Source organism: Arthrobacter sp. NPDC056886, from assembly GCF_042788715.1.
Classification (GTDB): Bacteria; Actinomycetota; Actinomycetes; order Actinomycetales; family Micrococcaceae; genus Arthrobacter.
On sequence record NZ_JBHUBT010000008.1, the window covers coordinates 248,268 to 262,416 of the forward strand.

Below are 14,149 nucleotides of genomic sequence, written 5' to 3' on the forward strand. Positions count from 1 at the left end.
CGGCGGAACACCCCGGTACAGCGTGCAGGACCTGGACACCCAAAGGTTTTTCAGGCTGCCGATGAGCCCGGCCGCGGCGGACAGAGATCGAGTGCCGAAGCGCTGCGCCCACTCCCGCCTGCCGCCGGTTCCGGCGTGGGGATTGGGGCTGCCGCCTCACTACTCCCTGGCTTCACGGACAGAGTCGGCGGCCGGGTCCGCTGGCAACATCCCGTCGACCGGGCCGCTCGTGTCATTGAAGTATCCGTCGTTCTCGCCATCGGGGAAAACAGCGTCTTCGTAGAAGTGGTCGTCAACACTGCGGTTAGAAGCGGGAATTTCCGTTTGATTCACGGGTTCAGGAGCAGGCACGCAATCTCCCGGTTGCCGATCGGCACTGAGGTACGCCCATTTGTCATGCCGATAGCAGGTCCAGATCGGGGCTATTTCACTCCCGGCCGCCCGGGGACCTCAATTTGGAGCAGAACGTTTGTAGCGGGCGCGGGCCCCTGAAGGTCGACGGAACATGGTCAGCCCGTGGCGGGGTAGCTGGCCAGGATACAGTCGGTTGCGGCCTGTCCTGTCATCCGTCGACGGCTGCTGCGCAGATCGACGCCGCAGCGTTGCATGGCTGACCGGAAGGTGATGTCCTCCACCGGGGTGATGTTGTGGAGCAGACACCAGCTTGTGTACAGGCCGTAGAGACAATCCGGCCCCAATGGCCAATGCGTTTCATCCGGGGCGGTGGCTTCAAGAAGGAATCGTTCGAAGTGCGAGGTGGCCATCAGGGGCTCTTCTCCACGGGTGCATCCTTTCGCCACCGTTCGGCTACAGCGGCTTCTTTGCGGCCGTGCACCCGACGGCAAAGGGTCCCAACCCGGAAGGGTTGATGAGGACTTATCCGAATCTACGGGGCTCCGGCGCCCCTATCCAGAGCACGGTCCAGACCCTTTCGACGAAGAGCCTGCACTTCGGCGATTTGGCACGCATTACGAACTTTAGGGGAGTGGTCAGCGACGCAATCTTCGCTATCAGCCTGCAGGAACTGACTCGCAGACCCGGTAGTGACAGACTCCCAGTCCTAGGCTCCATCGGTCAGCTATGGAGTTGTTCATCGAACTCGACAGGGTTGAATACGAAGCCACCAAAATGCCATTTGATGGCCTGGGCCACGCCGCGGCCGGTTTGGTGGAGGGATGCCGCGATGCTGGAGAGAAGTCCCGGCAACGCAACCGAAAGTGATGTCCTTCCCCAAGTACACGACAACGTCCGATCTCCGCAGATTGTGTAGCTGTTGTCTTCACTTCCGCCTGCCATACATACTGTCGATGTGGGTGTGGCGCTGCTCTTCGGTGTCGTGACTTCCAGTGCCTTGCTGCTGGGGGCCTTCGTGGGTGTGCGTTTCGAGTTGCCTAAGCGCGTCCTGGCTATGATCCTGTCGTTCGCGGCGGGCGCCCTGATCACCGCACTGACGTTCGAGTTATTTCAGGATGCCTACGAACGCGGCGGAATCTGGCTCGCAGCGACCGGTCTGTTCATCGGTGCCGTGGTGTTCACGGTCTTGAGCGCGCTGCTCGACCGCTGGGCCCAAGCAGGTTCGCGCCCGATTCCCGCGGATGAATACCGGGGCAGTCCCAAGCTCGACACCGACGCCGCTGCCACGGGGCGGGCGCCGTCGGCGGCTTCCACCCGGGGCGCGGCGGGTCTGGCGCTGCTGGCCGCCGCCACACTTGATGGGGTGCCGGAGAACCTCGCGCTCGGTGTCTCGCTGGGCGAGGGTACCGGCGGCCTGGCGCTGCTGGCCGCGATCTTCGTCTCCAACCTGCCCGAGGCCCTCGTCGGATCAGCGTCAATGCGCAGCCAAGGCATGTCCACTTCCGCCATCATCAGGCTGTGGGGGCTGTGTTCGGTGGTGCTGGTCATCGCAGTGGTGATCGGTGCCGGCCCACTCTCCGGCAGCAATCCCGAGACGATCTCGTTGCCCCTTGCGTTCGCGGCCGGAGCGGTGATCGCCGCGTTGGCTGACACTCTCGTGCCGGAGGCTTTCGAGCATGGAGGACCGGCAGTGGCCTTGAGCACCGCGGCCGGTTTCGTGCTCTCATTTGTGTTGTCCCTGGCCTGAGGACCTTGGTACGTTTCGTGGGGGCAGGCTCGACTACAGAGGCGACGTGATCCTTCCCACTTTCCCGGTCGCCGAAACGGATCTGACGCTGATGGTCGCTTCACCCCGCGTTATCGGGGTTTTTCAAACGCCGATAACGGATTCCGTTCGCCGCCGTAGAGGGCGCCTGATGCCACGGCTGACCAGAATTCCGTTCCGGGAGTCTTCTGGCTCAGAAACCAGAAGAGCCTCCGCTCTGCGACGCACGTGCTGCTGGTGGCTGCACTGCCTTGAACTGGCTAATTTTGGGGGGTCTACATTGTCCACACTTTGGGCATCTGATCGGGTCGTATGTGGGCCGGATCGGGCCGGAGTCCGTATGTTGCCGGGGGAGTCCAGTGTTTGCGGGGGAGAGAATGCAGTTCGAGTCCCACCTCGGGCACGTGTTTTCCCTGTTCAGTGGCTTGTAGGCCGCCGAATGTGTGTATAAACCACCTCTTATGGGCCCCTCGGGGGGGCTGCAGAAAGCCCTCGACCTGTCCGGGGACCTGCCAACGGTGCCGCCTCCAACACGCAGGTCTGGTTCGACGGCAAGCTCCTCTACTCCAGCCACCGGGTCGGGACCGGGTGCACGACCCCGACCTTCGTGCAACTGGGCGCGGAGCACCCTCGGCAGGTGGGCGACACCTCTGATAGCGCAAAGGGTGCCGGGATGTCGGGACGTGGGACAGAATGGGTCTATGACCCGAATCGCAATCATCGGCGGCCATGGAAAAGTGGCTAGGGAACTCTCTAAAGTCCTGGCTACGGACGGGCAGGAGGTCACCGCCATCTTCCGGAACCCCGAACACGCGTCCGACGTCGCGGCAACCGGCGCCACCCCAGTCGTCCTGGACGTGGAGAATGCGACGACGGCGGAAATCGCCGAGGCGCTCTCGGGTCACGACGCCGTCGTATGGTCGGCCGGTGCCGGCGGCGGAAACCCCGGGAGGACCTACGCCGTGGACCGTGACGCCGCGATCCGCTCGATGGACGCTGCTGCCCAGTCTGGCGTCGGCCGCTACGTCATGGTGTCCTATCTTGGAGCCGGACCGGACCACGGAGTGCCCCGGGACAATCCCTTCTTCCACTACGCGGAGGCCAAGGCCGCCGCTGACTCCTACCTGCGCGGCACCAGCCTGGACTGGACCATCCTCGGCCCCGGCGCGCTCACGGACAAGCCGGGCAGCGGTCTGATAGACGTCCACGTCAACGAGCCCTGGCAGGCTGCCAAAACCGCCCGCGCCAACGTCGCCCTCGTCGCTGCGGCAGTCCTGGAGCTGCCCGCCGCAATCGGCCGGACTATCGGGTTCCGCGACGGCAGCCAGCCCATCGCTGCGGCCCTGGAGGCGGTGGGCTAGCCCGCTCGGGGAAAGTGGGCGCAAGGAGCAGCTGGCACTCAGCGGGGGCGCGGAAGAAAAGGACCGTGCGAGGCAATTCTTCCCGGCTCGCCGCAACACGTAAATGTCTCCGCCCGGTCATAGCCGGCGAGCTCCTCGGCGACACCCGACGGCTTTGGCCGGGCACACAGGGTGGGCCTGTGTACCCGGCCGTGTACCGGATCCGCCCGCTGGGGATCCGGAGGTGGCTTACGCCGCCAGCGGCATCGCCTCATGGCGGGCCTCGACGACGATCGACTGCCCGTCGACCGAGACGGCCACCTGGCCGCCAGACTGAAGGTCGGACGCCACGAACAGATCCGCGATCCGGTCGTCCAGCTCGCGCTGGATCACGCGGCGCATCGGCCGGGCTCCGTATTCGGGCTCGTAGCCGCGTTCGGCGATCCAGTCGACAGCCGTTTCGCTGACCTCGAGAGTGATGCCCTGGGACTGCAGGCGGGCTTCGGTCTGGTTCAGCATCAGCCGAACGATCCGGCGCAGCTGCGCCTGGTCCAGCTTGCGGAACAGGACGATCTCGTCGATCCGGTTGAGGAACTCCGGCCGCATCGTCTCGCGCAGCCGGCCCAGCACCCGGTCCCGCAGCGCCTTCTCCGAGCCGAAGCCGTTGCCCTCGTCGGCCTTGGATACAAAGCCCATCGCGCCGCCCTTGCTGGCCAGGAACTCCGAGCCGAGGTTGGAGGTCATGATGATCACGGTGTTGCGGAAGTCCACCATGCGGCCCTGTCCGTCGGTCAGCCGCCCGTCGTCGAGCACCTGGAGCAGCAGGTTGAACACATCCGGGTGGGCCTTCTCCACTTCGTCGAGCAACACCACGGAGTAGGGGCTACGACGGACGCGTTCGGTCAACTGCCCGGCTTCGCCATAGCCGACATAGCCCGGAGGGGCTCCGACCAGCCGGCTTACGGTGTGCCGTTCGCCGAACTCGCTCATGTCGAAGCGCACCATTGCATTTTCATCCCCGAACAACGACCCGGCCAGCGCCTTGGCGAGTTCGGTCTTGCCCACACCCGTCGGGCCGAGGAACAGGAAGCTGCCGACAGGCCTGTCCGCGTCCCCCATGCCGGTGCGGCTACGCCGGACCGCCTTCGCGATCAGCGTCACGGCGTCGTCCTGCCCGACGATCCTCTGATGCAGTTCCTCCTCGAGCCTGGCCAGGCGTTCCCGGTCGTCTTCTGTGAGCCGGCTGGTTGGGATTCCGGTGGACCGGGAGATGATCCCTGCGATATCCGCTTCGCTGATGACGGCCTCGGCGCCTTCGGAAGCCTCAGGTGCACTGGAAATCGCAGCGGAGAGCTTCCCGTTTACTGCTTCGATCTCATCCCGCAGCCGCGAGGCCTCTTCATAGCGTTCCGTGGTGGCGGCGTCGTTCTTGGACTTTTCCAGGATTGCGAGCTGTTCGCGAAGAACAGCCACATCGGTCTGTGAGCCGAGTTTGATGCTCAGCCGCGCACCTGCCTGGTCGATGAGGTCGATGGCCTTGTCGGGCAGGAAACGGTCCGTCACGTAGCGTGCGGAGAGTTCGACGGCGGCGCGGATCGCCTCGTCGGTGTAGCGGACGCCGTGGTGTTCCTCGTACCGTCCGCGCAGGCCGTCGAGGATCTGCACGGCGTCCTCGATGCTCGGCTCGCCGACCTGTACGGGCTGGAAGCGGCGTTCCAGTGCCGCGTCCTTCTCCACCTTTCGGTATTCGTTCAGGGTGGTGGCGCCGACGAGATGAAGTTCACCACGGGCCAGGCGCGGCTTCAGGATGTTTCCTGCGTCCATGCCTTCCCCCGCGCCGCCGGCTCCGACGACCGTGTGGAGTTCGTCGATAAACAGGATGATTTCTCCGGCGCGTGAACCGACCTCGTCCATCGCCTTGGTCAGGCGCTCCTCGAAGTCACCGCGGTACCGCGTTCCGGCCAACATGGCCGGGAGATCCAGGGCAATGATGCGCTTGCCGCGGAGCTGTTCAGGCACGGCGCCTGCGATGATCGCCTGGGCGAGCCCTTCGATGATCGCGGTCTTGCCCACGCCGGCTTCCCCGACTAGGACAGGGTTGTTCTTGGTGCGCCGGGCCAGGATCTCGATGGTCTGCTCGATCTCGGCGCTCCGGCCGATCACCGGGTCCAGGCTGCCTTCGCGCGCATGTGCCGTGAGGTCGCTGCCGTAGGTGTCCAGGGTCGGGGTGTCAGACCCGGCGGCAGCTGCCTGCGACAGTCCGGGCTCCGCGCCGGTCGGCGTGGCCCCACGCCGAGCGGACTGCTCGCGCGGACCGGACTGCAGGGACTCCGGCGTCACCCCGGCCGCGGCGAGCACCTGCCCAGCCGGGGCCTCCTGGTTGACGACGAGCGCGAAGAACACGTGTTCGGGATCGATGTAGGTTGAGCCGAATGCCCGGGCAACCTGGTAGGCGTCGAGTAGGGCTCGCTGGGCCGACGGCGTCAGGGCCGGCGTCGTTTCCGCCCTGGCGGTTGCCTGCTCCGGGAGACGCTCCTCGGCCGCCGTGGCGATGGCAGCAGGTTCCGCGCCTGCGTGGCGGATGTAGTCGGCGGCCGGTTCCCTCTCGACCATGACACGCAGGATGTGCAGCGCGTCCACATGGATATGACCGTGCTTCGCCGCGAACTGTGCGGCACCCGCGAGCACGTCATGGGTGCGCCGGCTCAGCAGCCGGGTGATGTCCATCGGGTGCCCGGGGCCGGCCGCGCGCTGGCCCTGCAGGTAACGGGCAAGGAATTCGTCGAACGAGCCGTGGCCGGACTCCGCCGGCCCAAAAAATTCAGCCATGAAACCTCCGTAAGAGAGTTGAGTGTACTTGACTCAACGTTGGAAAAACGGATTTATTCCCGGGCGGCAGTGGGCAGGGTGCGGACCCGGGGGAATCGGGGGCGCCCCCGGTGCCTGGGCGCTGCTCAGGCTAAGGGCGCAACCCCGAGCGAGATCACTTCTGGTCATCGTCCCGGTGGGGAACGGCGGCCCTGCTGACCGGCCCCCTCGGCGGCTTGTTCGGGAACATGACTACTGGGCCATCTCCGCCTGGGTCCTGATCCTGCACAAAGGGCTAGCTCCGCCCCACAAGATCTAGCGTGGTCTGGAGCAACTGACCGGAACACGGGTCGGGCTGGGCCGCTGCAACGACAGCACCCATCCGCGCGCGCTGTGGCTTGTGGGAGCCATAAGGCCCCCAAGTTGCCGAAGGTTCGCAGCTTTGAGTAGCATGCCGAGTCGCTGACCCCCATGTTCGACAGGACAAGGCGTCTGGCGGGCGGCGCGTCCAATAGCAGGAAAGCACAATTCCCTCGGTCACGCGCTAGGGGATCAGCGACTCCCGCAGCTGTTGCAGCGCAACACGAACGACGGTCTCGGATCGGTGTATCTCCCTCACATTCATCCCGGTAAACTCCTTCACCGCGCGGCGCATGCTTTGCGCGTTGGTGAATCCGGACGATGCCGCAATTTCTGAGTAGGTTACCCCTTGCGCGTCGGCCTGAAGGAGGAGCTCCAGGGCTCTGCGTGTTCTCAAGGCGCGTATACGCTCACCCAAGTGGAGCTCTTCATTTTCGAAAAAATAGAACAGAGAGCGACGGGAGAGATTGAACCTTTCGGCGACCATTGCCACGTCCAGATTGGGGTTGCCATAGCTGGCATCAAGGTATTTCTTTACCGCCCGACTTAGGGCCGGTTTCTGCGCCTCATCGGCGACCGGCGTTTCAAGCAAGGAGCCCACCAGTGTTGCCATCACGGATCGGAGGATGTCTGCGGTTCCCGATGCCTCCCGGTCGATGCCGGGCCGCTTCCAACTCAACAGCGCAGGAATCACGAAAGTGCCCACGATCGGATGCTTTGCGAGGTCAGGCAGGCGAAGCAGGGAGCCTAGTCCGGCCTCGCTCACATCTAGGCTGCTGCGGTCGATGTTGATCTGCAAGGCGTGAAAGCCCTCGGGGGCATCGAAACTGCCGCTCAGAGAGGTATCGATGAACCTGACGGAGCCCGCTGCTACTGGCTCAGGCACGCCGTTGAGAGTCAGGGTTAGGGCCGGCGCTTTCCGGAAGTAGGCCAGGCGCAGATCCCTGGTGTCGGGATTCGGCGCCCACGAGCCCGATGCGGGGGCATTGTAGATTTCTATGAGGCTAAAACCTGGGCCGGCAAGACTAATGGCCGAAGGAGTGAAAGGCACGGGAGCAGCATGTGCCGACCTTTCCAACCGCATCGGAGCTTCGACAGCACTGCCGTACCAGGTTCGCCAATGTTCAAACCTTTGTTCGGGAGTAAGCCCCTCCGGCACTGCATAGCGTCGCAGATGACCGCTGTTCTCGGAAGCAGATTGAGGCATGCCATCCTCCTTTTCGCCAGCTGAACCTTTCTGGCCGTCCTGGGGGTGGCTCCGACTTCTGTGGAAGCGGTTGCGGTAGTTCGTAGGGCTGACCAGAAAGGACCTCAGCTATTAGGTCAATCTTACCTGTGTACGTTTTCGATTCGTGTGTCGATGCGTTTAGTGCCGGCGCCCCACACAACCGGTATGGGCCACCGTCTTGGCCTGGGCGAGTCTGCCGTTGGATAGGCACAGACTGGGAGGAACGACGCTATTCGCGTCCCCACACCCTGGCGTGCCTGTCTTCGACAATTTCGTTGGGAGACGTGGTCAAGGTAATGCGGGGTGCATTTGTTCGGCCGCGGCGTCACGGAGCGGCTTGGATGTCTGGGCGATGTGTTCCACGCTATCCAGACTGTCGGTATTTCGGTGTCCGCCGGGAGGCTGCCTGGTCGCGAAATCGTGGACTCGTTGAGGGGCGAGAGCATGCTCGATTGCCATGATGCCGGCCCCGACAACTCCTGCTTCAGCGCCCGTCTTGGACTGGGTGACATTGAGGTGCTGCGTGGCCAGGGGGGTGGACCTTGTGTAGACGGTTTCACGGATTCCGGCGATGAGATGTTCCCCCGACTGCGCCAGCGAACCGCCGACGACGATGAGTGAGGGGTTGATGATGCTCACACACATGTTGAGCATCTCGCCGATGTCGCGTCCGGCCTGCCGGACGGCTTGAATGGCGGCCAGGTTGCCGGATCGGACCAGGGATATGACGTCCGAGCCGGTAGTTGCCTGCAACCCTTTTTCGCGAAGGCTGGCTGCTAGTGCGGGGGCTCCCGCGATCGCTTCAAGGCATGCGGTATTCCCGCAGCGGCACTGGACTCCCGCCCCACGCGAAACGGCTATATGACCGACGTCGCCGGCCGCGCCGTCCGCGCCGCGCTGTAGCGTGCCGCCGCTGATAATGCCGGAGCCGATGCCTGTCGCGACCTTGAGGAAAATCATGTTGTCCTCGCCAGGCCAGCATGTTGCCCGTTCCCCAAGGGCCATGATGTTGACATCGTTGTCCACCAGCACCGGAACGTCGAACGTCTGCTGTACGTACGCCGGTACGTTAAAGCCGTCCCAGCCGGGCATGATTGGGGGGCTGGTCGGTTTTCCGGTGGAGTGTTCAACGGGACCGGGCAGCCCGATGCCAACAGCGACGATGTCCGTTGCCGGACGCTTGACCGTCTCCAAATGACCCTGCAGCGTCATCGCTAACCAGCCCAGAACAGCTTCCGGTCCGCACGAAATCTCAAGTCGTTCAGTGGTTTCCACGAGAATTCTTCCCGACAGGTCCGTGAGAGCCACGGTCGCGTGTGTGGCGCCGACGTCGGCCGCAGCGGCCAGCCTTGCACCGGGGTTGAAGGCTAGTCGCGCCGAGGGTCGGCCTCCAGTGGAAGCCGCATCCGACACGGGTACAACTAGCCCAAGTTCCAGGAGTGCTTCGAGGCGAGTACTGATGGCAGCTCGCCCCAAGCCCGTTATCCCGGCCAGGTCGGCCCTGGTTCGCGGGCGTCCGTCCCGCAGGATACGCAAAAGTTCGCCGGCACCGTTGTCCATGTCTCTCCGTTTCGGGGGCTCAAAAGAGGTGAATGGGGAGCATGAGGTCTTGACACCTCGCGCTCACAGGACCCCGAGGGGGACCTCATCTCCACTCAGTGTCAAGGTGCCCACTCGTTCCCGTCCACTCGTCGATGCCCATAGCATCAAAAAGTGCAACTTCGGTGTGCATTCAATCGCCAACAGCGTCAAAAGGTGCAGACTTTTGCTGGCTGTCTGACCAAAGCCACGTGGGGCGTGTCACTGTTTCGGCATGGAAAACGACAGAACCACGACAGCCCCCTCCCGGTTACGGGCCGGGTTCGTCGGTGCCGGGTTCATGGCTGAGGTGCATAGCAGAGCCGCCCGTGCCGCAGGGGTGGAAATCGCCGGTATCGCGTCCTCGAACCCTGCCAGTGCCGCCCGCGCCAAAGACCGCCTGGGCGTCGACCGGGCTTACGCCTCCGTTCAGGACCTGGTCCAGGACGACAAGATCGACGTCATCCACGTCTGCACCCCGAACGCTACCCACGTCGCACTGGCCGAGGCAGCGCTGAAGGCAGGCAAGCACGTTGTCTGTGAGAAGCCTCTGGCTACCAACGTGCTGGATGCCACCCATCTGGTGGAGCTGGCCTCTACGGCCGGGACGGTCGGGACCGTTCCCTTCGTCTACCGGTTCCATCCAATGGTCCGGGAGGCCCGGGAGCGCATCGCGTCAGGGCAGACCGGAAGGATTTCAACGATCCAGGGTTCCTATCTTCAGGACTGGCTGTTGTCCCGGGACGACGATAACTGGCGGGTTGACGCCGGAATCGGCGGGCCTTCCAGGGCATTTGCCGACATCGGATCCCACCTGTGTGACTTGATCGAATTCGTGACCGGGGACCGGATTTCACGCGTCGGCGCACTGAGCCGCACTCTTTTCACGGGCAGGGCAAACCACAAAAACGTCCAGACCGAGGACCTCGTTTCGGCTGTTTTCGCAACTGAGAACGGAGCCGTGGGAAATCTTCTGGTCAGTCAGGTTGCGCCCGGTCGGAAGAACCGCCTGATGATCGAGATTTCCGGTTCTGAAAGCACACTCCAGTTCGACCAGGAAGCACCCGAAACGCTGTGGCTGGGCAAACGGACCGGATCCCAGCTTCTTGTCCGCGACCCGGCTGCCTTGTCGCCAGATGCGGCACGGTTGTCTGTTGTGCCGGCGGGCCATCCGCAGGGTTACCAGGATGCGTTCAACGCATTCGTCGCCGATACTTACGCGGCAATCAGCGGAGATATCCGCGAGGGCCTGCCCACATTCCGCGACGGACTCAGGGCAGCCATTCTTACCGAGAGCATTATCGAATCGAGCAACAGCGGTCAGTGGATCGACGTCCCAGGCGTGAAACAACTAGAAGGAGTCCAGCAATGAAAATCATCCAGGTAGGCCTCGGCGCATGGGGCACGTCATGGCTCAACGTAATTCACCAGAGCAAGACATGGGAACTGTCCGGTGTCGTGGACGTCAATGCAGACGCTGCGCGGGCAGCAGGTGAACAATACGGAATCCCCGCTTACGCAAATATCCAGGAAGCCCTCAACCACAAGGAATCCTTCGACGCTGTCCTGGTCATCGTTCCACCCGAATACCACGCCGCTGTGGCCGTCCCTGCCCTCGAAGCCGGTGTGCATGTGCTGATCGAGAAGCCTCTGGCCCACACCCTCGAGGACGGTATCCGCATCATCACCGCCGCCGAGAAATCCGGCAAGCAGGCGATGGTGTCCCAGAACTACCGCTTCAAGCGCGCGGCACGGACCGTTCAGCGCCTCATCAGCGAAGGGGTCATCGGTGATCTGGAGCAGGTGTTCATCGACTACAAGAAGAACCCGCCGTTCGAAGGATTCCGGCTCGAAATGGATGAGCCCCTCATCGTCGATGCGATGATCCACCACCTGGACCAGCTTCGCGGGATCGTCGGCGTAGAACCAACCGCGGTCCGTGCACGGTCATGGAACACGGCAACCTCCCGGTTCAAGGGCAACTCCTCCGCCGTCGTGCAGTTCGACTGTGACAACGGTGCGAGGGTCATTTATACCGGCTCATGGAGCTCCTACGGCCCGCAGACCAGCTGGGACGGTGACTGGGAAATCCAGGGCAGCAAAGGCGCCATCACCTGGAAGAACAACGAGGTCACGATCGACTTCGCGTCGCTGTTTGACACGGTGTTCCTAGCCGGTGCGGTGGAACGCTCCGGCGTCATGCACGTCGACCTGGATCCGTTGCCGGTCGAGGAACGCCTGGGAACACTGGCTGCGTTCCGCCAAGCCATCGAGACCGGCCAGAAGGCTGAAACGGACGTCACGGACAACATCCAGAGCCTGCAGCTGGTCATGGCCACCGCCGACTCCGCCCGCCAGGACGGGGCACCCATCCCTTTGAAGACCAACGCCGAACTCTTCGGCAGCAACTAGCACTTCCGACCCGAGGAAGTGTCGAAATGACTGGAGAAACAACCATGCAGCCACAATCAACCACCGGCGCAGCCGGCACGGTTAACAGGAAGGCTGGCCCCAGCAAGTCCGGGGACGAGACCCGATCAAAGCTTTCCGGCGTCGGCAGCTTCATCGGCGCGCAGGGTTTGCTCGTCGTTGTCCTGCTCTTCGGTGTACTGCTGACCTTTCTCAGCCCGGTGTTTCTGACACCGGTGAACCTGGTGAACCTGCTCTACCAGTGCACCATCCTGGGCGTATTCGCCATCGGCATGACCTTCGTGATCCTGACAGGGGGCATCGACGTTTCAGTAGGTTCCACCGCGGCCTTGGCCTCCGTGCTGTCCATGGGCGTCATCGTGAAAATGAACATGCCCGCCGAAATCGGCCTCCTTACCGGCCTGGCCGTTGGTGGGGTAGTGGGGGCCCTGAACGGGCTGATGGTCACGAAACTGGGCATATCCCCGCTGATCGCCACGCTCGCCACCTTGTCGGCCGGATCCGGCATCGCCTTCGCCTACACCGATGGGGGAAACATCACCCCGGTTCCGAAGCTGCTGACCAACATGGTCAGCGCAAAGATCGCAGGCATCCCCTTGCTCATCCCGGCGGTTCTGTTGCTGGCCTACCTGGCGCACCTCGCGCTGACGCGCACCACGTACGGGCGCTCCATCTATGCCGTCGGCGGCAACAAGGAAGCCGCGCTGCTGGCCGGCATCCGGGTTGACCGTGTGACGATGAACGCCTACGTCATCGCCGGCCTCTCAGCCGGAATGGCGGGCCTTCTGCTCACCGGCCGTCTGGCCTCGGGGAGCCCGCGTGCCGGGGACGGCATCGAACTGACCATCATCGCCGCCGTCGTGATCGGCGGCACCAGCCTCTTTGGCGGCCAAGGCAACATCAAGGGGACGCTCCTGGGCGTGCTGCTGATCGCTATGGTCTCCAACGCCGTCAACCTTCTCGGCATCCCGTCCTCCTACGACAAGATCGTCCAAGGCGTGGTCATCTTCGCTGCCGCCGCCCTGGACGTCTACCGCTACAAGTACGTCAAGCGGAACCTCTCGAGGAAACGAAAAATCGGACCCCTTCCCGCTGCAGACCTGAAAACCGTGAGCCCCACCATCACGGAATCCGGACAAGACCATCCCGCCGGGACACCTGCCTAGCCACCTCCTCACGACGGCAGGACATGCACACCCGCGTGCAGGCCGGTGAAACGTCGAATAACTAACAGAAAGAGTAAGTCAATGAAGACCTCACCCAAATTGGCGATCCTTGCGGCTGTCTCCGCCGCCACCATCGCCCTCAGCGGTTGCGGCGCAACTCCCTCTTCGTCGCCCCAGGACGCCAGCGGTGCACCCAAGCCAAAGAAGATCGCGGTACTGCTCTACAGCCAGAGCTTTGAATTCATGGTCGCCCTCGGACAGGGCATTAAGGACAGAGCCAAGGAACTCAACGTCGAAGTGACGCTCCTGGACGCTAAGGGTGATTCCAGCACGCAGATCAGCCAGATCCAGGACCAGCTCGCCAAGGGCGTGGACGGCATCGTCCTGAGCCCGAACAACTCGGCTGAACTGGCTCCCGGGGTCCAGATGATCCACGACGCCGGTAAGACGGTCACCACGGTCGACTCGGTGATTCCCGGCGACGTCGCCGACGCGGCCGTGGCCTTCGACAACAAGAAAGCCGGAAAGCTCGGCGCCGAGGCACTGGCCAAGCTGATGGGGAAGAAGGGAACGGTACTCGAATACCAGGGAGCGAAGGGTGCCTACCACGCCATTCTCCGCGGCGAGGGCTTCACCGAAGGCATCAAGCAGCACCCCGACATCAAGGTCATTTCCCGCGACGCCCAGTGGACAGCCGACAACGCCCTGTCCCTGACGGTGGACAACTTCACCTCGGATCCGAGCATCAACGGCCTCTTTAGCCACAACGACGAAATGGTCCGCGGCATCGTCTCCGGCCTCTCCCAGATCAACAAGGCCGCCCCGGTCGGAGCCGCTGGCCACATCCCGCTCGTCGGAGTGGACGGCACACCGCTGGCACTGGAGCGGATCCGCAAGGGCGTCCAGGACGCCACTATGGACCAGAACCCGTTCGAGATGGGAGCACTGGCCCTTCAAGCCCAAGTTGATCTGCTTGACGGCAAGCAGGTCCCGAAGATGCAGCTGACCGACACTCAGCTCATCACTAAGGAGAACGTCGATGACCCTAAGCTCTGGGGCAACATCTTCAAGGACTAGAGCCCCAAAGCCATAAACGGCCGGGCCTGGCACCACTGCCCGG

At 63.4% G+C, this 14,149-nt stretch carries 11 protein-coding genes; 6 read left to right on the plus strand and 5 right to left on the minus strand.

Annotated features, from left to right (window positions below):
* Positions 1–159: 159 nt before the first annotated feature.
* Positions 160–333, minus strand: coding sequence for a hypothetical protein (locus tag ACFRJ8_RS15610; RefSeq protein ID WP_377987061.1), 174 nt, complete (start codon positions 331–333; stop codon positions 160–162).
* A gap of 176 nt (positions 334–509) precedes the next feature.
* Positions 510–764 carry a hypothetical protein gene (locus ACFRJ8_RS15615; protein ID WP_377987062.1) on the minus strand — a complete coding sequence of 85 codons (255 nt, stop codon included), beginning with the start codon at positions 762–764 and terminating at the stop codon, positions 510–512.
* 545 nt (positions 765–1,309) lie between these two features.
* On the opposite strand from ACFRJ8_RS15615, the gene ACFRJ8_RS15620 reads away from it, so the two are divergent.
* Together ACFRJ8_RS15620 and ACFRJ8_RS15625 are read left to right on the plus strand one after the other, a co-directional pair.
* On the plus strand, positions 1,310–2,101 hold the full coding sequence (locus ACFRJ8_RS15620; RefSeq protein WP_377987063.1) for a ZIP family metal transporter: 792 nt from the start codon (positions 1,310–1,312) through the stop codon (positions 2,099–2,101).
* A gap of 719 nt (positions 2,102–2,820) precedes the next feature.
* Positions 2,821–3,480: an SDR family oxidoreductase gene (locus tag ACFRJ8_RS15625; RefSeq protein WP_377987064.1), complete on the plus strand. Its 660-nt coding sequence runs from the start codon at positions 2,821–2,823 to the stop codon at positions 3,478–3,480.
* A 228-nt stretch (positions 3,481–3,708) separates the two neighbouring features.
* On the opposite strand, the gene ACFRJ8_RS15630 is transcribed toward ACFRJ8_RS15625, so the two are convergent.
* The 3 genes from ACFRJ8_RS15630 to ACFRJ8_RS15640 form a co-directional block, all read right to left on the minus strand.
* Positions 3,709–6,288, minus strand: coding sequence for an ATP-dependent Clp protease ATP-binding subunit (locus tag ACFRJ8_RS15630; protein ID WP_377987065.1), 2,580 nt, complete (start codon positions 6,286–6,288; stop codon positions 3,709–3,711).
* A 523-nt stretch (positions 6,289–6,811) separates the two neighbouring features.
* On the minus strand, positions 6,812–7,834 hold the full coding sequence (locus ACFRJ8_RS15635; protein ID WP_377987066.1) for a helix-turn-helix domain-containing protein: 1,023 nt from the start codon (positions 7,832–7,834) through the stop codon (positions 6,812–6,814).
* A gap of 309 nt (positions 7,835–8,143) precedes the next feature.
* Positions 8,144–9,415, minus strand: a complete 1,272-nt coding sequence (locus ACFRJ8_RS15640; protein WP_377987067.1) for an ROK family protein — start codon at positions 9,413–9,415, stop codon at positions 8,144–8,146.
* A gap of 253 nt (positions 9,416–9,668) precedes the next feature.
* Between ACFRJ8_RS15640 and ACFRJ8_RS15645 the strand changes: the two genes are divergently transcribed.
* The 4 genes from ACFRJ8_RS15645 (at position 9,669) to ACFRJ8_RS15660 (ending at position 14,106) form a co-directional block, all read left to right on the plus strand.
* Positions 9,669–10,805, plus strand: a complete 1,137-nt coding sequence (locus ACFRJ8_RS15645; RefSeq protein ID WP_377987068.1) for a Gfo/Idh/MocA family protein — start codon at positions 9,669–9,671, stop codon at positions 10,803–10,805.
* A complete protein-coding gene (locus ACFRJ8_RS15650; protein ID WP_377987069.1) occupies positions 10,802–11,845 on the plus strand; it encodes a Gfo/Idh/MocA family protein in 1,044 nt (347 codons plus the stop codon). The genes ACFRJ8_RS15645 and ACFRJ8_RS15650 overlap by 4 nt, the downstream gene beginning before the upstream one ends.
* A 26-nt stretch (positions 11,846–11,871) precedes the next feature.
* The gene (locus ACFRJ8_RS15655; protein WP_377987070.1) at positions 11,872–13,029 is read left to right on the plus strand and encodes an ABC transporter permease; all 1,158 of its coding nucleotides are present in this window, start codon (positions 11,872–11,874) and stop codon (positions 13,027–13,029) included.
* An 81-nt stretch (positions 13,030–13,110) separates the two neighbouring features.
* Positions 13,111–14,106: a sugar ABC transporter substrate-binding protein gene (locus ACFRJ8_RS15660; RefSeq protein ID WP_377987071.1), complete on the plus strand. Its 996-nt coding sequence runs from the start codon at positions 13,111–13,113 to the stop codon at positions 14,104–14,106.
* The last annotated feature ends 43 nt before the right edge of the window (positions 14,107–14,149 follow it).

What these genes read in the sequence shown, in the direction of transcription:
- ACFRJ8_RS15615 (WP_377987062.1), bottom strand. Translation starts at nt 764, where the DNA reads ATGGCCACCTCGCACTTCGAACGATTCCTTCTTGAAGCCACCGCCCCG.
- ACFRJ8_RS15625 (WP_377987064.1), top strand. Translation starts at nt 2,821, where the DNA reads ATGACCCGAATCGCAATCATCGGCGGCCATGGAAAAGTGGCTAGGGAA.
- ACFRJ8_RS15630 (WP_377987065.1), bottom strand. Translation starts at nt 6,288, where the DNA reads ATGGCTGAATTTTTTGGGCCGGCGGAGTCCGGCCACGGCTCGTTCGAC.
- ACFRJ8_RS15635 (WP_377987066.1), bottom strand. Translation starts at nt 7,834, where the DNA reads ATGCCTCAATCTGCTTCCGAGAACAGCGGTCATCTGCGACGCTATGCA.
- ACFRJ8_RS15640 (WP_377987067.1), bottom strand. Translation starts at nt 9,415, where the DNA reads ATGGACAACGGTGCCGGCGAACTTTTGCGTATCCTGCGGGACGGACGC.
- ACFRJ8_RS15645 (WP_377987068.1), top strand. Translation starts at nt 9,669, where the DNA reads ATGGAAAACGACAGAACCACGACAGCCCCCTCCCGGTTACGGGCCGGG.
- ACFRJ8_RS15650 (WP_377987069.1), top strand. Translation starts at nt 10,802, where the DNA reads ATGAAAATCATCCAGGTAGGCCTCGGCGCATGGGGCACGTCATGGCTC.
- ACFRJ8_RS15655 (WP_377987070.1), top strand. Translation starts at nt 11,872, where the DNA reads ATGACTGGAGAAACAACCATGCAGCCACAATCAACCACCGGCGCAGCC.
- ACFRJ8_RS15660 (WP_377987071.1), top strand. Translation starts at nt 13,111, where the DNA reads ATGAAGACCTCACCCAAATTGGCGATCCTTGCGGCTGTCTCCGCCGCC.